This window comes from Kitasatospora sp. NPDC096140 (assembly GCF_040303045.1).
Classification (GTDB): domain Bacteria; phylum Actinomycetota; class Actinomycetes; order Streptomycetales; family Streptomycetaceae; genus Kitasatospora.
In genome coordinates this window covers 22462-43863 of record NZ_JBEOUW010000053.1, presented here as the reverse complement: position 1 = coordinate 43863, position 21402 = coordinate 22462, and the positions used below count along the sequence as shown (strand labels likewise).

The following is a 21402-nucleotide window of genomic DNA, read 5'->3' as shown; positions in this document are numbered from 1 at the left end:
CGGTTGCGGGGCCGCGCTTCCGACGGCCTGTCGGCTCCTCCCGTGGACGACCGCGCGGGGGGAGCCGACGCACGCCCACCCGCCGTCACCTTCCGTAGTCGTCCGGAGGGGAACCTCCCGGTCCGACGGCGGGTTTCACCGTCGCCCGATCCGGGGTAGCCTGCCAGCATTCATGATTCACATGACAGTGACATGACCAGCAAAGCGCTGTGCCGTTGCCTCGGACGCAGACGGATCGCGGCTGGTCACACCAAGGGAGGCTCCGCCATCACCACTCCACGCCGTCCGCGCAGCGCCCCGTCCAGACGCCCGGCCTGATTGCGCCCGAGACACACCCGTCGACGGTTCCCGCGCCCTCCCCAGCTCCCCCCAGCACCGCCGAACCGGCAACCGTCGGTGACGGCAGGGAACGGCGACCCCACGGAACCGGCGACTCCCCCGAGGCCCCGCCGTCGATGCCCCCGGACGGCCGGCGCCGCAACATCCCCGGCCATGTTCGGACATGACCCGAATCACGCCGTGCCCCGGCTCACCCCGGCGGTCACGGCGGGTGCACCAGCTGTCTTGCCTGACGGGATGTGATGAGATGAGCCGAGTCGACAACGCCGCTTCCGATCTCGTGTTACGGAGCCCCGCACCGATCAGGGTGCTGGGACAGATGTCCGTGCTGGCCGGCCGACGGGCACTCGACCTGGGCCCGCCGCGTCAACGGGCCCTGCTGGCCCTACTGTTGATCAACGCGGGCCGGGTGGTGTCGGTCTCCGGGATCGTCAGCGCCATCTGGGGCTCCTCACCGCCGCAGGCCGTCGTCGGCACCCTCCAGTCGTACGTCTCCCGGCTGCGCAAGGCGATCGACGGCCACTCGCCCGTCCCCTCCAAGGACAGGCTGCTGGCCCTGCGGTACCAGGCCCCCGGCTACGTCCTGGAGGTCGACCGGGACTGCATCGACGCCAGCCGGTTCCAGTCCGCCGTCGAGGCCGGGCGCGCGCAGTTCGCCCATGGGGACCTGGCCGCGGCCCGCGGCACCGTCGACGAGGCGCTCGGCCTCTGGCACGGCACCCCGTACGGGGAACTGGCCGCCTACGACTTCGCCCAACTGGAGTCCGCCCGGCTCGAACAGCTGCGCCTGGTCGGCCTGCAGACCTGGGCCGACGCCAGCCTCGGCCTGGCCCGGTACGACGAGGTGGTGCGCGAACTCGACGACGAGGTCCGGCGCAACCCGATGCTGGAACGGCTGGGCTGCCAGCTCATGCTGGCGCAGTACCACTGCGGCCAGCCCGCCGAGGCACTGCTGACCTTCGAACGGATCCGGGCCCACCTCGCCGAGGAACTGGGCGCCGACACCAGCAAGGAACTCCAGGAGCTGCACGGCGCGATCCTGCGTCAGGACCTCGTGCACGCGGGCGGTCCGCCCGCCTCCCCGGCCGGCCTGCGCCCCCGCCTCACCCTGGTCGCCGACGTCGACGCGCTGCGCCCGCCCACCCCGGGCCCGGCGGTCCCGGGCCCCGCCCCGGCGCTCACCCCCGCCCCCGCCGCCGTGCCCCAACCGCCGCGCCCCGCACCGGCGTCGGCACCCTCCCCCACCCCGGCGGCCGTCGCCCCGGCCGTCGCACCAGCCGCCCCGCCCGCCGGACGGCTGATCGGCCGCACCCGGGAACTGGCCACCCTGCGGGCACTCACCGCACCCGGACGCCGCGGCCGCACCGTCCTGGTGATCGGCGAACAGGGCGTCGGCAAGACCCGGCTGCTCCAGGAACTGGCCGGCGGACTGCCGGCCGCCGGACTGGACGCCGTCTGGGCGCACTGCGCCGCCGGCCCGGAACTCCCCGAGTACTGGCTGTGGACCCGGGTCGTCCGCAAGCTCCGCCGCACCAGGGCCGCCGAACTGGCCACCCTGCCCGAGCCCGTCCTGGACACCCTCGGCATGCTGCGCCCGGACCGCGCGCCGGGCCCCGCGGGCGCCGAGGCGCCGCTCTCCCCCGCCCGGCACCTGGCCTTCCAGGACGCCGTCTGCCAGGCCCTGCTGACCGCCGCCCGCCGCCCGCTGGTGCTCTTCCTGGAGGACCTGCACCTCGCCGACACCGGCACCCTGGCCCTCCTCCAACTGCTCACCAAGGAGCTCGGCGACAGCGACCTGCTGGTGGTCGCGACCGTCCGGGAGCACCGGCTCGCCCAGCGCCCCGAACTCGGCGGAGCGGTCGCCGACCTGCTCCAGGAGGTCGCCGCCGAGTACCTGCACCTCGACGTGCTCTCGCTCGCCGAGACCAGGGCCCTGATCAACCGCACCGGGGACGAGCCGCCCACCTGGGACCTGGTGTCGGCCGCCCACCGCGCCACCGGCGGCAACCCCTACCTGCTCACCAAGCTGCGGCCGACCGCCACCGCCGTGACCGGCCCCGCCGAACCGGCCGCCCCGCTCTCCTTCGACCTGCGGCTGGTGCTGGGCGCCCGCCTGGCCGAGTGCCCGGAGGGCGTCATCCGGGTACTGCAGACCTGCGCGGTGATCGGCCCGGCCGTGGACCGCCGGCTGCTCACCGACGTCCTCACCGGACTGGGCGAGCCACCGGGCCTGGTCCACGACGCGCTGCACAGCGGGCTGCTGCGCCCCGACCCGGTCGACCCGCACGGCTTCCGGTTCGCGCAGGGGCTGGTGCGGGACATGCTGCTCGCCGACCTCGACCCGGTCCACCGCGCCCGGCTGCACCACCGGGTGGCGGTCGCGCTGGCCGACGGCGCCGTCGGCAGGGCCCGCACCGACTGCGCCGAGACCATCGGCTACCACTGCGGCCGGGCGGCACAGGAACTCGACCTGCGCGAGGCGGTGCAGCCCCTGGTCGGCATGGGCGACCTCGCCGAGCGCCGGCGGCTGCACTCCGAGGCGCACGCCTGGCTGTCGCAGGCCATCGACGTACTGCGCGGCCAGCCCCGGAACCGGTCCGTCGCGGCCGAGCTGGAACTGCAGAAGCGGGTCGTGTGGCTGCTGTCGATGACCCTCGGCTACGGGTCCCCGGCGGTCACCGACGCCTGCACCCGGGTCGAGGTGCTGCAGAAGACCCTCGACAACAGCCGGCCCACCGCGCTGTTGGCCTCCCGGGTCATCATGCACCTGGCCGGCGGCGACCTGCCCCGGGTGTCCGGGATCGTCGCGCTGCTGGACGAGTCGGCCGAGCACGGCGGCGGGACCGAGGCCCGGACGGCCGCCTGCTACGGCAAGGGCGTGCTGTGGTTCACCGCCGACCGGCTGGAGGAGGCCGTCGCCGAACTGGAACGCGGGCTCCCGCTGGTCGACGCGCAGGGCGCGGAGGAGCGGCCGGACCGGTTCATGGGTCTGTCCCGCAGCGACCCCAGGATCAACTACCGCGTCCACCTGGCCGTCAGCCACGTCCTGCTCGGCGACACCGCCGCCGCCGAGCGCTACCGCGAGGAGCTGCTGCAGCTCTCCGAGTCGGACAGCTGCGACCGGCCGTGGGACCGCACCTTCGCCCTCTACGCCGACGCCCTGCTGGCCGTCCTCGACGGGGACGTGGAACGGGCCTGGCAGGCCTCCACCGCCGGGGTCGACCTCACCGTCCGCTGCCAGCTGGGCCACTGGCAGAACATGCTGTCCGTGCTGCTCGGCTGGGCCGAGGTGCGCCGCGGCCGACCCGGCGTCGGACTGCGGCGGATGCGCTGGGCCCTGGACACCGCGGCCCGCTCCGGCACGGTCTTCCGGCGGGCGCTGCACCTGGGGCTGCTCGCCGAGGCGGAGCAGCACGCCGGACAGCCGGACCTGGCCCGCGCGACGGCGCGGACCATGGCCGACGAGATCGAGCTGCGCGGCGAGCACGTGCTGCGGCGGCCGCAGTGGCCGTTCGCGGCCGTGCTCGCCGGGGCGGCGCGGTAGCCCGGGGCGGCGCGGTAGCCCGGGGCGGCGGCACGGCGGCGCTGCCGTGCCGCGGCCCCGGGCCCGGCCCGCCGACGGGTCAGCGCACGTGGCCGTCGGGGCCGACCCGCGAGAGCACCGAGCGCAGGCCGTCGACGAGCAGGTCCCCGTCCTGCCGGGTGAACACCAGCGGCGGGTTGATCACCAGCGCGTACGGGTTGGTCCGCAGGATGATGCCCGCCTGCTCGCGCAGCGCGTCCGCCACCTCGGTGGTGCCCTGCGGCAGCGGCCGCCGGGCCTCCTTGTCCGAGGTCAGCTCGACGGCCAGCATCAGCCCGACCCCGCGGACCTCCGCCACCACGGGCAGGTCCAGCAACCGCGTCAGCCCGTCCTTCAGGTGTGCGCCGACGGCGGCCGCGTTGGCCGCCAGCCCCTCGCGCTCGATGATGTCCAGGTTGGCCAGGGCGACCGCGCACGCGGTCGGGTGCCCGGTGTAGGTGTAGCCCACCGGAAAACCCTGCTCGCCGGTCACGGTGTCGGCGACCTCGTCGGAGACCAGCACCGCCCCGTGCGGGAGGTACCCCGAGGTGAGGCCCTTGGCGGTGACCAGGATGTCGGGCACCACCCCGACGTGCTCGGCGGCGAACCAGTGCCCGGTGCGGCCGTACCCGGTGACCACCTCGTCCAGGATCAGCAGGATGCCGTAGGAGCGCAGCAGTTCCGCGACCCGCGGCCAGTAGTCGGCCGGCGGGACGACCGCGCCGATGCCGCCCATCACCGGCTCGCCGATCATCGCGGCGATCCGCTCCGGCCCGATCCGCTCGATCGACTCCCGCAGTTCGGCCAGGCAGAACTCGGTGACGTCGGCGCCGGAGAACAGCTCCCGGCGGTAGGGGTGCGGCGGCGTCAGGAAGTGCACGTCCGGCATGCTGGGGCCGAACCCGGTGTGGTAGACCGGGAATCCGGACACGCCGCCGCTGCCGTAGCCGATGCCGTGGTAGCCCATCGTGCGGGCCAGGATCCAGGTGCGCTGCGGCTCGCCGCGCCGGTGGTGGTGGAGGCGGGCCATCCGCAGCGCGATCTCGTTGCCCTCCGCGCCGCCGCTGGTGAAGTACGTCCGGCGCAGCCCTCCCGGGGCCAACCCGGCGAGCCGGGTGGCGAGTTCCACCGCCCGGTCGTTGGTCACGGTGCCCCAGGTGTGGAAGTACTCCAGCCGGGTCATCTGCTCGGCGGCGGCCCGGGCGAGCTCGGCGCGGCCGTGGCCCACCTGGGTCACGCCGAGGACGGCGGAGGCGTCCAGGTACTCGCGGCCGGCCGCGTCGGTGACCCGGCAGCCCGAGCCGGAGACCAGGACGGTGCGGTCGGTCCGGTGCGCCGGCAGCGTGGGGTGGATGAGCGTCGCGCGGTCCGCGGCCGCGAGCCCCGTGCCGGTCGCACCGGGGGCGGTGGCAGTTGCTGGGTTCAAGGCGAGCTCCTAAGGATCGGGTGAGGCCCGCCACCACGCTGTCAGCGACCCCTTGGCGTCCGTTGGACGTCCCGCTCCGCGCCGCCGCCCGGCCATTCCGGACCGGCGGAGGCGGCGCGTCAAACGATTCGCAAGAGCCGGGTGCCACCGTCGACCGCACCCTCCTCCGCTTCCAGCCGTGGCGTCGCCGCACGGCACGAAAGGACGACCCGTGAAGTCCATCCTCTTCTACCTGCCGACGGTCGGCAGCCACGACCAGGTGCTCAAGGGCATGTCCGGGGTGAACCGGCAGAACTACCGGAACATGCTCTGGCAGCTCACCGAGCAGGCCCGGGCGGCCGACGAACTCGGCTACTGGGGGCTCTCGTTCACCGAGCACCACTTCCACGTCGAGGGCTTCGAGGTGTCCAACAACCCGATCATGCTGGGCCTGTACCTGGCCATGCAGACCAAGGAGATCAGGGTCGGCCAGATGGCCAACGTGCTGCCCTTCCACAACCCCCTGCGGCTCGCCGAGGACCTGGCGATGCTCGACCACATGACCCGGGGCCGGACCTTCGTCGGGATCGCGCGCGGCTTCCAGAAGCGGTGGGCCGAGATCATGGGCCAGCCGTTCGGGGTCGGCGGGACGCTCTCCGACGCCGGCGCCAACGACCGGCGCAACCGGGCGCTGTTCGAGGAGCACTGGGAGATCCTCAAGAAGGCCTGGACCACCGAGACCTTCTCGCACAGCGGCGCCCAGTGGACGATCCCGCCCAAGGGCCTGGAGTTCCCCTACGACGCCGTCCGCAGCTTCGGCCGCGGCCTCGACGAGAACGGCGTGGTGCAGGAGGTCGGCATCGCCCCGAAGCCCTACCAGCACCCGCACCCGCCGGTGTTCCAGCCGTTCAGCTTCAGCGAGGACACCTTCCGGTTCTGTGCCCGCGAGGGCGTGGTGCCGATCCTGATGAACACCGACGACCGGATCGTGAGCCGGCTGATGGACCTCTACCGGGAGGAGGCCGCGGCCGCCGGGCACGGCGAGCTGCGGCGCGGCGAGCGGATCGGGGTGATGAAGGACGTGCTGGTGGCCAGGGACGCCGACGAGGCCCACCACTGGGCGGCCCGCGGCGGCGGCTTCGTCTTCGAGAACTGGTTCGGCCCGATGGGCTTCACCGAGAGCCTGCGCCGGGTCGGGGAGACCGGCCCGATCGGCGCGGACTACCGGACCCTGGTCGAGCGCGGCCTCGAATGGGTCGGCACCCCCGACGACATCAACCGCAAGATCGAGAAGCTGGTGACCCAGCACGACCCCGAGTACCTGCTGCAGTGCCAGTACTCCGGCCTGATCCCGCACGACGTGCAGATGCGCAGCCTGGAGCTCTGGGCGACGGAGATCGCGCCCAACTGGCTGTGAGACCGGCGGGGCGGCCCGGCACCCCGCCGCGGCACGGTCCCGTCCCGGCACGGCACGTCCGGGCACGTCCGGGCACGTCCGGGTACGTCCGGGTACATCCGGGTACATCCGGGCACGTCACGTCCTGGCACGTCATGCACGACACCGACCGACCGTCCGGCCCCCGCGGGCCGCTCATCACGGAGGAGAAGCCGGTGGACCACCGCGTCTTCACACTGGACAGCCTCCCGCTGGCCGACGGGGGGACCCTGCCCTCGGCCGGGATCGCCTACGCCGTCCACGGGACGCTCGACGCCGACGGCCGCAACGCCGTCCTGTGCCCGTCCTACTTCGGCGGCGACCACACCGCGTACGACTGGCTGATCGGGGAGGGCAGGCCGCTGGACACCCGGCGGTACTGCGTCGTCACCGTCGGCCTGTTCGGCAACGGCGTCTCCAGCTCGCCGAGCAACCACCCGCTGGGGGCGGCCTTCCCCCGGATCAGCCCGCGGGACAACGTCGACGCCCAGTACCGGCTGCTCACCGAGGAGCTGGGGGTGACCGAACTGGCGCTGGTGACCGGCTGGTCGATGGGCGCGGCGCACGCCTACCAGTGGGCGGTGTCGTACCCGCGGATGGTCCGCCGGATCGCCCCGTTCTGCGGGTCCGCGGCGACCAGCGAGCACAACCGGGTGTTCCTGGCGGCGCTGGCCGCCGCGCTGCGCGCCGCTGGGAGCGCGGACGGGGGCGCCGACGGGGGCCCCGACGGGGGCGCCGACCGGGGCCGGCGGGCGGCGGGCCGGGTCTTCGCCGGGTGGGCGGCCTCGCACCCGTTCTGGGCCCAGGGCGGCTACCGCGAGCTGGGCTTCGCCTCCCGGGAGGAGTACCTCACCGGCTTCTGGGAGGAGTTCTTCGTCGCCGGGCCGTCCACCGAGGACCTGCTGACCATGATCGACACATGGGCCCGGGCCGACGTCGGGGCGACGCCGGGCTTCGACGGCCGGACGGAGGCCGCACTGGGCTCGGTCACCGCCGAGGCGGTGCTCCTGCCGGGCGCCCGTGATCTGTGCTTCGCGGTGGAGGACGAGGCGAGGGCGGCCGCCCTGATGCCCCGGGCCTCCCTGCGGGTGATCCCGGGCGTGTGGGGCCACCTGGCCGGTGCGGGGGCGACCGCCGCCGACCGGGCGTTCATCGGCGAGGCGATCACCGCCCTGCTGGCGACGCAGCCCGCGGCCGTCTGAGGCAGCCGGCCCCGTGCACGGCGGCGCCCCCGGGAGGCGGACCTCCCGGGGGCGCCGCCGTGGATGCCGGACCGCCGACGGCCCGGTCACGTCACTCACGGCACGGCTGGTGACGTCGCGCCGCGGGCCAGCCGGGGCGGATCAGGTCGAGTAGTCGGCGTTGAGCCGCACGTAGCCCTCGGTCAGGTCGCAGCCGTAGACGGTGAAGGCACCGGCGGCGATGCCGAGGTCGATCCCGATGACCACCTCGGGGCCCTGCATCTGCTTGGCGACGGCGGCGCGCAGCTCGCCCTCCCCCTCGGCGCCGCGCCCGCTCGGCGGGTAGACCTCGACGTCGCCGAAGCGGATGGTGACCTTCTCCTGGTCGACGTCCGTGTCGTCGGAGCACTTGCCGATCGCCATCGCGACCCGGCCCCAGTTCGGGTCGCCGCCGTGCACGGCGGTCTTCACCAGCGGGGAGTTGACCACGGCCTTGCCGATCCGCTTGGCCTGTGCGGTGTCCCGCGCGCCCGAGACCTGGACCTCGATGAGCTTGCCGGCGCCCTCGCCGTCGCTCGCGATGTCCTTGACCAGGGCGAGCGCCACGTCGTACAGCGCCTGTTCGAAGGCGGCCGGGTCGACGGCGCCGGCCAGGCCGTTGGCGAACAGCGCGGCGGTGTCGCTGGTGGAGGTGTCGGTGTCGATGCTGACCGCGTTGAACGTCCGGTCCATCACCCGGCGGAAGATCCGGTCCTGCTCCTCGGGGTCGAGCAGCGCGTCGGTGGCGAAGAAGGTCAGCAGGGTGGCCATGTCGGGCTCGATCATCCCGACGCCCTTGGCGATGCCGATCACCACGGCGTCGCCGACCCGGGCGCGGGCGGTCTTGGGCCGGGTGTCGGTGGTCATGATGGACCGCGCGGCGCGGTCGAAGCCGCCCTCGGGCAGCGGGCCGGCCATCGTCCCGATGTGGTCGAGGATCCCGGCCATCGGGTACTGACGGCCGATCACACCGGTGGATGCGATCAGCAGTTCGTCCTCGGCGAGGCCGAGCGCCCGCGCCGTGGCGGCTCGGACCTCGCGGGCGTTCGCCTCGCCCTGGGCGCCGGTGGCGACGTTCGCGTTGCGGGCCAGCACGACGACGCCCCGGGCGCTGCGGTCCGCGGCGGCGGCCCGGCTGAGGGTGACGCTGGGGCCGGCGAAGCGGGAACGGGTGAAGACCGCGCTGACCACGGCCGGTCGGGTCGAGACCAGGACGGTGAAGTCGTCCCGCCCGTCGTCACCCAGTCCGACCGGCGCGGTGTGCACCGCGAACCCCCGTGGCTCGTCCGCTGCGATTTCGGTCATGGTCCATCGTCTCCCGAGAGGCCAGGTGCACCGGCGTGCCGACACGCCGGTGCGGTGTCCGGTCGATCCCATCATGTGCGGTCTGTCAGGTCGAGTCGGCACGGTGCCGACCGGCGATGCCCGGCCAACTCGTCCGCGCCGGGCGGGCGTACGGCCGGAGGGCCCGCAGGCGGCCGACGACGGTCGGTCCTGCGGGCCCTCCGGGCCGAACGGCGGGTCAGGGGCGCGGCGGGTCAGGGGCGCGGGGTGAAGTCGACGACGTCACCGGCCCGTTCGCCGCCTGACAGGGCGCCGCCGCGGTCGGTGCGGATGTAGACCCGGTGCAGCCAGCGGTCCTTGCCGTCCCAGCGCGGGGTGAACGGCGTCCGGGCGTGGGTGGTCCGGAAGTTGTCGATGACCAGGACGTCCCCGGGGACGAGGTGCACCGCCTCCGTGACCTCGTCCAGCGCCTTGGAGAGCGCGGCGACGGCCTCGACGTCCCGGGGGTCCTCGGGCGCGAGCAGTTCGCGGTCGTAGCCGAGGAACGGGTCGGCCGGGTCCCCGTACAGCGGGCGGACGTTGGCGATCGCGCCCGGGTCCTCCACGCCGCCGCGGAAGGACACGTCCACGCAGCAGGGCACCGGCCGGTCGTACAGGTGGGCGCGGAACCGGGTGGGCACCAGCGGCAGCGCGTTGCGGATCGAGCCGACCAGGGTGGCGGCCTTGCGCTCGTGGTCGGCCCGGGAGCAGGCGAGCATCACGTAGTCGGGCTGCTGCACGTGGTACGCCATCTCGGTGTGGAACTCCAGCAGCGTCTCGGAGGTCTCCGAGGACAGGTGGTGGGCGCCGGGCGACGGGTACACGTCGTGGTAGACGGTGGCGGAGCGCAGCTCCCGGTAGCCGGTGTGCAGGCCGAGCCGGCGCCCGACGATGCCGAGCATGGCCTCCATGAGCAGCAGGGGGCGGTCTGCGGGCGCGGGGGTGCTGCTCGGGGTGGCGGGCAGCGCGTCGTCGGCGTCCACCGGCAGGCCGCGCAGCAGGAGGTAGCCGTCGGTGCTGCCGCGGCTGTTGAAGTCGTCCAGTGCCGCGGCCAGGCCGGCGGGGAGGTCGGCGGCCGCGGCGTGCGCGGTGTCGAGGAAGGCGGGCAGGTCCGCGCGCGGGATCCGCGGCAGCCGGGCGGCGAGCGTCCGCAGGGCGGCCGCGTGCTCGGAGCAGTCCAGGACGGTCACGGGGTGGTCCTCTCTCGGGTGTGGGCGCGGGCGTACTGGTACAGGAGTTCCGCGCCGATTTCGGTGGCCAGGACGGAGGTGATGCCGCCGTGGTCGTAGAGCGGGGAGACCTCCATGACGTCGAAGCCGACGGGTGAGAGGTCGCCGATCCCGCGCAGCAGCGCCAGCACCTCGCGGGAGGTCGGGCCGCCCGGGGCGGGGGTGCCGGTGCCGGGGGCGAAGGCCGGGTCGACCACGTCGACGTCGACGGAGACGTACAGGGGCGCGTCGCCGACGAGTTCGCGTACCAGGCGGGCGGTCGCGGCGGGGCCGCGTTCGCAGAAGTCGTCGGAGGTGACGATCCGCACGCCGTGGCCGCGGGCGTAGTCCAGCGAGTCGGGCTGCGGGTTGTGGCCCCGGATCCCGATCTGGACCATGCGCTGCGGGTCGACGAGCTTCTCCTCGATGGCGTGCCGGAACGGCGTGCCGTGGTGGTACTCGCCGCCGTAGAACGCCGGGTTGGTGTCCGAGTGCGCGTCCAGGTGCAGGACGGCGACCGGCCCGTGCTTGGCGGCGACGGCGCGCAGTGCGGCGAGCGTCAGCGAGTGGTCGCCGCCGAGCATCAGGAAGGCGCCGTTGTCGTCCAGCAGTTCGGTCAGCCGCAGCTGGGCGTGCTCCATGGCGATGTGCATGTTGAACGGGGTGAGGTCGATGTCCCCCGCGTCCACGCAGCTGATCAGGTCGAAGGTGCCGGGCCCGCGGTCGATGCCGACGCCGTGGATGAGCCCGGACTCGTTGCGGATCGCGCGGGGCCCGAAGCGGGCACCGGGGCGGTAGCTGGTGCCGCCGTCGTACGGTGCGCCGATGACCACGACGTCCCGGCCGTGCGGGTCGGGGTCGTGCGGCAGGCGCATGAAGGTGGGGATCTGCGCGTACCGGGGGGAGACCTTGATGTCGATGCGCTCCACGCGGTTCTCGCTCCTCTCTGTCGTGCTGCTGCGGTCGGTCGTGCTGATGCGGTCGGCGCCGGGGGTGCCGCTGGTGCGTCCGGTGGCCCGGCCGGGCCTGCGGCGGGCGGGCGTCACGGGTGGGCCGGCAGTGCGTCGTGCTCCAGGGCGTCGGCGACCAGCTGCACCACGTCGGCGGTGGCCACCTCGTCGGGGTGCCGGCCGTCGACGATGACCCGGTCGAACAGGTGCTGGACGACGAGCTCCTTGGCCCGGTGCACCCGGTCCCCGGGCACCCCGGCGTCGGTCAGCAGCCGGCTGAACGAGCTGGTGGTGCCCGAGCCCTCGTGCACGCCGAGCTTGGGGCGGGTGACGGTCTCGTGCGGGAGCAGGTCCGTCATGGCCTCGCGCAGCACCCACTTGTCCCGGCCGTGGCGCCGCTTGAGCCCGGACTCCAGCGACACCAGCAGGTCCAGCACCTCGCGGTCCCAGAACGGGTGGGTCGACCAGTGCCCGGCGATCCCGGACAGCACCGGCGTCATCTCGTTCAGGCCGTCGAAGGTGGCCATGTCGTGGGCGAGGGCGGTGTCCAGGGCCGGGAGCCGGTTCTCCCGGTGCATGCCGCCGAGCGGGATGTCGGCGCCGTAGCCGGTGAGGATGCGCCGCCCGGGGCCCTCCAGGCGCAGGTACAGGGCGGTCAGCGGCAACAGGTACTCGATGATGTCCGGGTCGAGCGACTCGGCGGCCCAGACCGCGTGCGGGAGCCGGCGCAGCAGGTCGTCGGTGTGGACGGTCAGCTCCCGGTGGGCGGAGCCGAGGTGTTCGGCGACCACCCTGGCCTGCGGGAACTCGTCGGCGAGGTCGGTGCCCATCGACACGGTGTCGACGGGCCCGGTCCGGTGGCGGGCGGTCAGTGCGGCGACGCTGGAGGAGTCGATGCCGCCGGAGAGCACCACCAGCGGGGTGTCCGGGCCGGTGCGGGCGCGGACGGCGCGGTCCAGGGCGAGCCGAACGGCCTCGGTGGCCTCCTGTTCGGCCATGATCCGGCGGGCCGGCGTGGGCGCCCAGGTGCGGTGGTCGGTGCAGTCCGCGGTGGCCACCCCGATCTCCAGGACGGTCCCGGCGGGCACCTGGTGGGTGCCGGGCAGCCGGCGGACCCGGCGCGCGGCCGTGATCCGCCGGCCGACCGGCGCGGTCCGCAGGGCCTTCGCCTCGGTCGCCGCGAGGACGGTCCCGGGGACGGCGCTCACGTACAGCGGCACGGAGCCGGCGTGGTCGGTGGCCAGCAGCACCCGGCCGCCGTCCGCGACCACGGCCGCGAACCGCCCGTTGAGCAGCCGGAACGCGTGCAGGTCGTAGGTGTCGACGAGGGCGAGCAGCAGGTCCGCGTCGGTGACCGGCCCGGCCTGCGCGCCGAGCAGGGTGAGCAGCTCGTCCCGGTTGTAGAGCTCCCCGGCGAGCAGCACCGTGCGGCCCTGCCGGTGGGCGTGGGCGGCGTCGGGTGCGCCGGAGTGCAGCAGGACGGCGTCCAGGCCCGGTCCGCCGGGCCGGGCCCGGAGGACGGCGCGCGGGCCGGCGGAGGCGAACACCGTCCCGGGGGCGGCGGGGTCCGCTCCCCGGGGGGCGGTGAACGCCCCGGGGGACCGGCCGCCGTCGCACTGGACGGCGGCCAGGAACCCGGTGACGGCGGGCAGTGTCGACGCCATCGTCAGATGCTCAGCGCGCCGAAGCCGCCGGTCGTGAAGTCGTAGTTCACCGGCACCTCGATCAGGAACGGCCGGCCGAGCGCGGCGCCCTTGCGCAGCGCGGCGAGCAGCTCCTCCCGGGTGGTCGCCTTGACGGCCTCCACGCCGTTGGCGCGGGCGAGGTCGACGAAGTCGACGCCGGTGAACTTGACCACCGGGTCGTGCGAGCGGCGGTGGCCCAGGTTCTGGTACAGCTCGATCAGGCCGTTGGTGTCGTTGTTGACGACGACGGTGACGATCGGCAGGTTGAGCCGGGCGACGGTCTCCAGGTCGGCGCTGTTGGAGTGGAAGCCGCCGTCGCCGGCGATCAGGAAGGTGGGCTGCCCGGGGCGGGCGAGCTGGGCGCCCATCGCCGCCGGGATGCCGTAGCCGAAGCTGGAGCAGCCCGCCGAGGTGAGGAAGCCGAACGGCTGGTCCGCGCGGGCGAACAGCACACCGTAGTGCCGGAAGAAGCCGATGTCGGAGACGATCGTGCCCTCGCCCGGCTCGGCGGTCTCCGCCATCACGGTGTTCATCGAGTCGATCACCTGGTGGACGCGCATGCCGTCCTGGTAGCGCTCGGTGTCGGCGAGGAACTCCGCGATCCGCTCGCGCAGCGGGGTGATGTCGTGCGGGGTCTTCGCCGGGACGTCGGCTGTCCGCTCCTCCAGGTGCTGCACGAAGGCGAGCACGTCGGTGACGACGTCGACGTCCGGCCGGTAGACCCGCGGGATCGGGTTGACGGTGGGCGACACCCGCACGGTGGTCTTGGCGCCGCCGCGCTGCCACATCGACGGACGCAGGTCCTCCGCGTAGTCGTAGCCGAGGGTGAGGATGACGTCGGCCGGGCCGAACAGCGTCTCCAGCGCCGGGAACGACAGGATGCCGTCCATGTAGCCGGTGACGGCGCCGTAGTTGAGGGCATGGCCGTGCGGCAGCACTCCCTTGGCGATGTACGTGGTGATGACCGGGATGTTCAGCCGCTCGGCGAGCGCGCGGACGGCCGGGACGGCACCGGAGCGGATCGCGGCGGCGCCGACCACCAGCACCGGGTGCTGCGCCGACGCGACCAGCTCCGCCGCCTGCTCGGCGGCGTCCTGCCAGCCGTCCTGCACCGCGCCGACCGGCTTGGCGGGGGTCCGAGCGGCGGGGTGGACCACCGTGGTGTCGATGTCGCTGCCGAGCAGGTCGACGGGCAGCGAGATGAAGCTCGGGCCGACCGGCTCGGTCATCGCGGCGGCGACCGCGGAGTCGACCAGGTCGGTGATGTCGTCGGGCCGCTGGAGCTCCACCGCGTACTTGGTCATCGGGCGCATCACCGCGACCGAGTCCAGGCACTGGTGGGTGTCGTTGGGGAAGATGTCGTGCGACTCGGACTGCGCCGCCAGCGCGATCACCGGGGAACGGTCGAGGACCGAGGTGGCCACCCCGGTGGACAGGTTGGTCATGCCCGGCCCCAGGGTGGCCCAGCAGGCCTGCGGCCGGCCGGAGATCCGGGCCAGGACGTCGGCCGCCACCCCGGCCGTGAACTCGTGGCGGGTCAGCACGAAGTCGACGCCCTCGACCTCGTCGAAGAGGATCGAGGCGGCCTCGCGGCCGACCACGCCGAAGACCGTCTGCACCCCGTGGTCGCGCAGCCGCTGCAGCAGCGCGTGGGCGGTCGTCGGGTTGGTGCTCGGGCTCTTGGACACACGGGACATGGCAGCTCCTCAGGCACGAAGGGGGGTATCGGTGCGGGCGCCGGAGGGCCGGCGCCGGAAGGCGGCGCGCCGCCGGGACTCGGCCGGCCGGGACGCCGCGTCTCGACTCTGCGGCCGGGGGCTTGCAGGCGCATGGACGATCGCCTTGGCGCTGCGGCACCCGCTGCCCGCCGGGCCGGACGGCGGGTGGTCAGCGAATCGTCAAGCGGCCTGCGGGGCGGCTGTTGTGACGCCCGGGGGACGGCGCTACCGTGCTGGGGTCGGGCCTGCCGCGCGCCGGCGGGGCTCGCGCGCCCACGCCTCGATCGCCCCGATGGCCCCGATGGCCCGGGTCGCCCTTGCCGCCCGGGGCCCGCCCGTACCCGTGCGTCTCCCCTTCACCGGAGGTCAGCCATGCCGTCAGCCGTGCCCGCGCCCGGTTCCGCCGTCCCGCCGCCGGGTTCCGCCCTCCCGCCGCCCGCGGGCCCGTCGCCGGCCGGTCTGCCGGCGCGCGACCTGCGCGGTCTGCGGGTGTCCGCGCTGGGGCTGGGCTGCCTGCCCACTACCGCGTTCTACGGGCGGCCCGACGAGAAGGAGGCCGTCGCCACGATCCGGGCCGCCCTCGATGCCGGCGTCACACTGCTCGACACCGCCGACGTCCAGGGGCTGGGCGCCGGCGAGGAGTTGCTCGGCCGAGCGCTCGCGGGCCGCCGCGACGAGGTGGTGCTGGCGACCAAGTTCGGCATGGTGCGCTCCCCGGACGGCGCCTTCCGGGGCCTGCGGGGGGACCGGGCCTACGTCCGCGCCGCGTGCGAGCGCTCGCTGCGGCGGCTGGGCGCCGACCACATCGACCTCTACTACCAGCACTGGATCGACCCGGCCGTGCCGGTGGAGGAGACCGTCGGCGCGGTGGCCGACCTGGTAGCGGAGGGCAAGGTCCGGCACTTCGGCCTCTCCGAGCCGTCGGCGGCGACCCTCCGGCGGGCCGACGCGGTGTTCCCGGTGACGGCGGTGCAGAGCGAGTGGAGCCTGTGGACCCGCGACCTGGAAGCCGAAGTGCTGCCCGTCTGCCGCGACCTGGGCATCGGCGTGGTCGCCTACGCCCCGCTCGGCCGCGGCTTCCTGACCGGCACGATCCGCACCACCGCCGACCTGGCCTCCGAGGATTTCCGCCGCTCCCAGCCGCGGTTCAGCCCCGAGGGCCTGGCCGGCAACCGGCCGCTGCTGCACCGGCTACAGCCGGTCGCCGACCGGCTCGGGCTCACCCTCGCCCAGCTGGCCCTGGCCTGGGTGCAGCACCGCGGCCGGGACGTGGTCGCCATCCCGGGCACCGGGCGGCGCACCCACCTCGCGGAGAACCTGGCGGTCGCCGCGGTCGAGCTCACCGAGCAGGACCTCGCCGAGGTGGCCGAGGCGGCGGCCGTACCGGTCCACGGGGCGCGCTACGCACCGAACCTGCTGGCCATGACCGGGAACTGAGCCGCGCCGGGCCCGGTGGAACGGCACTTGAAAAGCGCTGGACGGCCGGACGCCAAGGATGGTCCAAGCAGGCGCTGCCACGGTGGGACCAGGCCGGCGGCGGCCCGCTCGACGGCCGTCACGGGCCGGGCCCGTCCCCCCGGCGGGCGTCCACCCCCCTCGACGGGCACCAGCCCTGCGGGCCCGGACTCACGGAGGACCCTCCATGCCCACGGCAGCCACGGACATGACGGACGAGCAGCGCAAGGCGCTCGTCACCGCCTACCTCAAGGCCTTCGACAACGGCGGCACCGGCCACGACGGCACCCCGGTGCTCGACTTCTTCGCCGAGGACGCCGACTTCTTCTTCCCCAAGTGGGGCCTGGCGCACGGCAAGCCGGAGATCGCGAAGATGTTCGGCGACCTCGGCGGCTCCATCACGTCGGTCCGCCACCACACCTGGGCCTTCACCTGGGTCCTCTCCGGAACGGACCTCCTCGCGGTGGAGGGCACCACGCACGGCGAGCACCGGGACGGCCCCTGGCGGGTCGGGCAGCCCGAGTGGGGCGCCGGCCGGTTCTGCGGCGTCTTCGAGGTCCGCGACCACCTGATCCACCGCGCCTTCATCTACCTGGACCCCGACTACGCCGGCGGGGACACCGCCCGCTACCCCTGGCTCTGAGCCCGGACGCGCCCGCTTCCCCGTACCGCATGCACCGCCGCGTGCACCGTCCCCCCGGTGCACCGCACCCGCCCACCGCACCGCCCGAGGAGCATCATGGACGTCCTGGCCACCCTGGAACGCAAGCACAGCCTGAACCTGTTCCCGATCGAGAACCGGCTGTCGCCACGAGCCGCCGCGGCGCTGGCCAGCGACGCGGTCAACCGGTACCCGTACTCCGAGACCGACGTGGCCGTCTACGGCGACGTCAGCGACCTGAACGCGGTGTACGACCACTGCGTCTCCCTCACCAAGGAGTTCTACGGCGCCCGGCACGCCTACGTGCAGTTCCTCTCCGGCCTGCACACCATGCACACCGTGCTCACCGCGGTCACACCCCCCGGCGGCAGGGTCATGGTGATCGCCCCGGAGGACGGCGGCCACTACGCCACCGTGACGATCTGCCAGGGCTTCGGCTACCGGGTCGAGTACGTGCCGTTCGACCGGCAGAACCTGGAGATCGACTACACCGCGCTGGCCGAGCGGACGGCCGAACACCCCGCCGACGTCATCTACCTGGACGCGTCCACCGTGCTGCGGATGCCGGACGCCCGGGCGCTGCGCGCCGCCGCCCCCGGCGCGGTGCTCTGCCTGGACGCCTCGCACCTGCTGGGCCTGCTGCCCGCCGCGCCCGGGACCCTCGTGCTGGACGGCGGGTTCGACAGCATCTCCGGCAGCACCCACAAGACCCTGCCCGGCCCGCAGAAGGGCCTGCTGGTCACCAACAGCGACGCCATCGCCGAACAGGTGGGCGCCAGGATCCCGTTCACCGCGTCGAGCTCCCACTCGGCGAGCGTCGGCAGCCTGGCGATCACCCTGGAGGAGCTGCTGCCGCACCGGGGGGACTACGCACGCCAGGTGATCGCCAACGCGCGCGAACTGGCCCGGCAGCTGGCGGCCCGCGGCTTCGACGTGGCAGGCGAGGCGTTCGGCTTCACCGACACCCACCAGGTCTGGGTGCACCACCCCGAGGGCAACACCCCGCACGAGTGGGGCCGGCTGCTCACCGCGACCGACATCCGCACCACCACGGTGGTGCTGCCCAGCACCGCCCGCTCCGGACTGCGGCTCGGCACCCAGGAGTTGACCCGCTGGGGCATGACGGAGGACGACATGACCACGGTGGCCGAGCTGCTCGCCCGGCTGCTGCTGCGCGGCGAGCAGTCCCGGTCGGTGGCCGCCGACGTCCGGGACCTGGCCCGGTCCTTCCCCGGGGTCGCCTTCGCGGACCGGCCCGCACCGCTGGCCGTGGCCTGACGCACCGCACCGGCCGCGGGCACGGGCGGGGTGAGGCGGGGCCGCGGGGACGAGCCGGTCGGCACGTCCCCGCGGCGACCCGGGAGGGAAGGAGCACTGCTGCCATGTCCGATTCCACCCTGAGCGGAGCACCGGTCTGCGCCGACCGGTTCCGGTCGGTGCTCAGCCACTACCCCACCGGGGTGGTGCTGGTGACCGCACCGCCGCCGGCCCCGGCGCAGCCACCGCCCGCGATGATCGTCGGCACCTTCACCTCGGTGTCACTGGACCCGCGCCTGGTGGGCTTCCTGCCCGCCAAGTCCTCGACCAGCTGGCCGCGGATCCGCGCGGCCGGCCGGTTCTGCGTCAACGTGCTGGCCGCGGACCAGCAGCAGGTGTGCCGGGGGTTCGCGGCCCGCGACCCGGCCCGCTGGGAGGTGCCGTACCGGCTGACCCCGGCCGGCTGCCCCGCGCTGGTCGACGCGCTCGCCTGGCTGGACTGCGAGCCGGCGGGCGAGGTGGCGGCGGGCGACCACTGGTTCGTCACCGCCACCGTCCGCGACCTCGCCGTCCAGCGGACCGGCCCGCCGCTGGTCTTCCTGCGGGGCGACTACGGCCGCTGCGTCGTCTGACCCGGGCCGCCGGCCACCCGCCCGACCGCCTGCCGACGTCGGGCGGGCGCGGCCCGTCACTGCCCGGCACCGTCGCCCCCGGCCCGGACCCCGACGCCGAACCGCCACGCCTCGATGTCACGGTAGCGGATCGGCCCGGGCCCGCGGCCGATGGTGCTGCCGACCAGGTGGAGCCGCTCCGCCGGCCACCGCCGGCCCACGAAGTCGGCGAGCCCGGCCGCGGCCTGCGGCACGCTGGTGGAGTCGTCGCGGCGGGAGCGCGCCGGCGTCAGGTGGGGCCGCAGCGGGCGCTCGCCGAACTCGATCCCGCAGGACCGGACCAGGCCCGGACGTCGGCCGTGAGCCGGTGCAGAACTCGACCTCGGCGCGCAGGCCGGGTCGGACGAACCGGACCACGGTGCCGGGTGGCAGACCCAGCCCGGCGCCTGCGGTGAACGGCGACGCCGGCGTGTCGATTCGGCGCAGTACGGCGGCCAGGGCCCGTCGGTGCGGTCCGGCGAATCCGGTGCCGACGGAGCCGACGAACCGCAGGGGCCCGCCGGGTTCGGTCGGGACGCCGGCCCGGACGACGCGTGCCGAGGCCGCGCCGGGACCCGCGGGCAGCCAGCCTCCGTGGCGCACGCCCGGTTCGAGGTCCCAGATCCGGGTGGCCCGGCTCTCCGCCGTGTACGGGGGCCAGCCGGGGTCAGCGGTGCGGGCGAAGGAAGCCCAGGCGTCCGTCATCCGCGCTACCAGCGCCGTCAGCGCCGGCCGCTGCGCGTCGTGGCCGTCACGATGCCGCCGTGGCCCGGGACGGACTTCGAAGCCCGCCCGGAGAAAGGCCGCTGGGATGCGACGGCCTGAACGTCACCGCGGCGCGTGCAGAGCGAGCGTCCAGGTGTGGGTGACGTACGTGCCCCGCTCGGGGTCGCGCTCCTCGATGACGGCCGTGAGCCGGTCGGCGGCCGTCCGTTCCAGGGTGGCGACGAACCGCCAGTCCTCCTCGCCGGGCACCGGGAGGAGTTCGGCGAGGGTGGCGCCGGAGAGGTCGCGGCCGACGGCGCGCAGCATGCCCGCGTCGAGGACCAGGATCGTGCCGTCGTGCAGGACGACCGGCTCGCACGGCCGGGATCCGGTGAGCGGCAGGGCGCTGCGCTCGATCACGCCGCCGGGCAGGAGCCGCACGACGCGGCTCCTGGTCGGCCGGTCGACCTCGACGACGCGCAGGCCGGTGCCGACGACGTAGTGGCCGTAACCGCGCCAGGTGTCGGTGCAGTTGCCGTCGCGGTCGTACTGCCAGGTGTGGAAGCGGTCGTAGCCCACAAGCCCGAGCACGAACCGGCCGGCGCCGAGCGCAGCACCGCGCTCCCCGCGGAGTTCGGCGACCGGCGCGCCGTCCGCCAGGTCGAGCAGGTAGGCGGGGCCGAGGTGGCCCCACGCGTGGTAGTCGATCGAGCTGGTGGTGACGAGGACGCGTCCGGAGGAGATGTGCGCCGTGTTGGGCGTACCGGGGACGGGGCGGGTCCACCGGACGTGCCCCGCGGCGTCGGTGCACGTGATCTCGCCTGTACGGCCGCCGATGGCCAGTCCGTCGCGCTCGGCGAACGGCTCCTGGGGCGCCCGGTGGACCGGGGCCATGCCGCGCTTGCGCTGCCGGTCGATGACGGTGACGCTCCAGTTCGCCATACGCGCGATCGTAGGGCTCCGTCAGGCCGCGACGGCCCGGCGGGTCCACAGCCAGTGGTCAATGGCGCCGGCGGAGAGCAGGTCCGCGAGCAGGACGACGAGCGGAGGGCCGCCACGGACGACCACGTGACGTCACCGGCGCGGCCGGCCGGCAGGACGGCCGCCGTGCCACCCCGAGGACGGCGATCAGGGCGGGCCGGGACGGCGGGGTCTTGCAGGGCGGGTCAGCCGGCGACGGTCTCGGCGTGCCGGTGGAGCGCATCCAGGAGCGCGGTCTGCTGGTCGGTCAGCTTCCCGCCGGCGCGGCGCGGGAAGCACCACCCCAAGCCGTCGCAGGCCCGGAACGCCGCCCACCTCGCCCAGACGGACGAGTTCTATGAGATTGTCCAGAGGTACGTGAACATGCGTGGGTCGGAACGGGAGCGGGAAGAGGAAATGATCTACCGCGCACTCGACTACCGGCTGACCTGCAGCAAGTGCGGTCATGACGTGACGGGCTCGCAGGGCCAGCAGATCGTGGCCGAGGAGTTCGGTTGGTTCGACGAATGGCAGTGCGAGAACTGCGGTCTGGTCAGTTGCGACTACGGCGACGGGCCCGGGCCGGAGGACGTCAGGCAAGGACTGCTGGCGAGGTTCGGAGGATTCCGGCCCCGGCTCGTGGAGGGCCGGGACGAGACCGTCGCGGCGGCCCGCCACCTGCGGGAGATCCTCGACTGCAGCCCGGCCGAGGCGATCGGCAGGCTGAAGGCGGCGAAGGCCGGGGAACCCCTCGGAACCGCCGTCGAAGTCGAAGCCATCGTGCAGGCACTTCGCCGGGACGGATACGCCTACGAGACGGTCGCCGCCGGATCGGAGGACTGAGCAACCGGATCCGCCGCGCGGCGGGG

Annotated in this window: 15 protein-coding genes and 2 pseudogenes; 8 read left to right on the top strand and 9 right to left on the bottom strand. The window is 74.3% G+C overall.

Annotated features, from left to right (window positions below):
- Positions 1 to 658: 658 nt before the first annotated feature.
- Entirely contained in the window at positions 659 to 3883 is a 3225-nt protein-coding gene (locus ABT048_RS36155; protein WP_350525854.1) for an ATP-binding protein, read from the top strand.
- A gap of 79 nt (positions 3884 to 3962) precedes the next feature.
- Here ABT048_RS36155 and ABT048_RS36150 read toward each other — a convergent pair whose 3' ends face one another.
- A complete protein-coding gene (locus ABT048_RS36150; protein WP_350525853.1) occupies positions 3963 to 5327 on the bottom strand; it encodes an aminotransferase family protein in 1365 nt (454 codons plus the stop codon).
- 211 nt (positions 5328 to 5538) lie between these two features.
- On the opposite strand from ABT048_RS36150, the gene ABT048_RS36145 reads away from it, so the two are divergent.
- Together ABT048_RS36145 and ABT048_RS36140 are read left to right on the top strand one after the other, a co-directional pair.
- A complete protein-coding gene (locus tag ABT048_RS36145; protein ID WP_030554721.1) occupies positions 5539 to 6723 on the top strand; it encodes an LLM class flavin-dependent oxidoreductase in 1185 nt (394 codons plus the stop codon).
- A 194-nt stretch (positions 6724 to 6917) separates the two neighbouring features.
- Positions 6918 to 7943 carry an alpha/beta fold hydrolase gene (locus ABT048_RS36140; RefSeq protein ID WP_350525852.1) on the top strand — a complete coding sequence of 342 codons (1026 nt, stop codon included), beginning with the start codon at positions 6918 to 6920 and terminating at the stop codon, positions 7941 to 7943.
- A 141-nt stretch (positions 7944 to 8084) separates the two neighbouring features.
- Here the strand turns inward: ABT048_RS36140 and argJ are convergent, their stop codons facing one another.
- From argJ to ABT048_RS36115, 5 genes are all read right to left on the bottom strand, one after another.
- Positions 8085 to 9266 carry a bifunctional glutamate N-acetyltransferase/amino-acid acetyltransferase ArgJ gene (argJ, locus tag ABT048_RS36135; protein ID WP_350525851.1) on the bottom strand — a complete coding sequence of 394 codons (1182 nt, stop codon included), beginning with the start codon at positions 9264 to 9266 and terminating at the stop codon, positions 8085 to 8087.
- Between the two features lie 233 nt (positions 9267 to 9499).
- The gene (cs1, locus tag ABT048_RS36130; RefSeq protein ID WP_350525850.1) at positions 9500 to 10474 is read right to left on the bottom strand and encodes a clavaminate synthase Cs1; all 975 of its coding nucleotides are present in this window, start codon (positions 10472 to 10474) and stop codon (positions 9500 to 9502) included.
- The gene (gene speB, locus ABT048_RS36125) at positions 10471 to 11421 is read right to left on the bottom strand and encodes an agmatinase (protein WP_350525849.1); all 951 of its coding nucleotides are present in this window, start codon (positions 11419 to 11421) and stop codon (positions 10471 to 10473) included. The genes cs1 and speB overlap by 4 nt, the downstream gene beginning before the upstream one ends.
- Positions 11422 to 11534: 113 nt before the next feature.
- On the bottom strand, positions 11535 to 13106 hold the full coding sequence (locus tag ABT048_RS36120) for an asparagine synthase-related protein (protein WP_350525848.1): 1572 nt from the start codon (positions 13104 to 13106) through the stop codon (positions 11535 to 11537).
- A 2-nt stretch (positions 13107 to 13108) separates the two neighbouring features.
- Positions 13109 to 14824 (bottom strand): thiamine pyrophosphate-binding protein, encoded by a 1716-nt coding sequence (locus tag ABT048_RS36115; RefSeq protein WP_350525847.1) that lies wholly within the window; start codon positions 14822 to 14824, stop codon positions 13109 to 13111.
- A 393-nt stretch (positions 14825 to 15217) separates the two neighbouring features.
- On the opposite strand from ABT048_RS36115, the gene ABT048_RS36110 reads away from it, so the two are divergent.
- From ABT048_RS36110 to ABT048_RS36095, 4 genes are all read left to right on the top strand, one after another.
- A complete protein-coding gene (locus ABT048_RS36110) occupies positions 15218 to 16282 on the top strand; it encodes an aldo/keto reductase (protein ID WP_350525846.1) in 1065 nt (354 codons plus the stop codon).
- Between the two features lie 205 nt (positions 16283 to 16487).
- The gene (locus ABT048_RS36105; protein WP_033354340.1) at positions 16488 to 16943 is read left to right on the top strand and encodes a nuclear transport factor 2 family protein; all 456 of its coding nucleotides are present in this window, start codon (positions 16488 to 16490) and stop codon (positions 16941 to 16943) included.
- 96 nt (positions 16944 to 17039) lie between these two features.
- On the top strand, positions 17040 to 18239 hold the full coding sequence (locus tag ABT048_RS36100) for a PLP-dependent aminotransferase family protein (RefSeq protein ID WP_350525845.1): 1200 nt from the start codon (positions 17040 to 17042) through the stop codon (positions 18237 to 18239).
- Positions 18240 to 18343: 104 nt separating this feature from the next.
- Entirely contained in the window at positions 18344 to 18850 is a 507-nt protein-coding gene (locus ABT048_RS36095) for a flavin reductase family protein (protein ID WP_350525844.1), read from the top strand.
- A gap of 56 nt (positions 18851 to 18906) precedes the next feature.
- On the opposite strand, the pseudogene ABT048_RS36090 reads toward ABT048_RS36095, so the two are convergent.
- From ABT048_RS36090 to ABT048_RS36080, 3 genes and pseudogenes are all read right to left on the bottom strand, one after another.
- Positions 18907 to 19202, bottom strand: a pseudogene (locus tag ABT048_RS36090) (2'-5' RNA ligase family protein); the annotation flags it as partial.
- A gap of 56 nt (positions 19203 to 19258) precedes the next feature.
- Positions 19259 to 19573: pseudogene (locus tag ABT048_RS36085) on the bottom strand (hypothetical protein); the annotation flags it as partial.
- A 123-nt stretch (positions 19574 to 19696) separates the two neighbouring features.
- Complete coding sequence (locus ABT048_RS36080; protein ID WP_350525843.1) at positions 19697 to 20515, bottom strand: hypothetical protein; 819 nt, start codon at positions 20513 to 20515, stop codon at positions 19697 to 19699.
- 435 nt (positions 20516 to 20950) lie between these two features.
- Here ABT048_RS36080 and ABT048_RS36075 point away from each other — a divergent pair, with 435 nt between their 5' ends.
- Positions 20951 to 21376: a hypothetical protein gene (locus ABT048_RS36075; RefSeq protein WP_350525842.1), complete on the top strand. Its 426-nt coding sequence runs from the start codon at positions 20951 to 20953 to the stop codon at positions 21374 to 21376.
- Positions 21377 to 21402 lie beyond the last annotated feature (26 nt).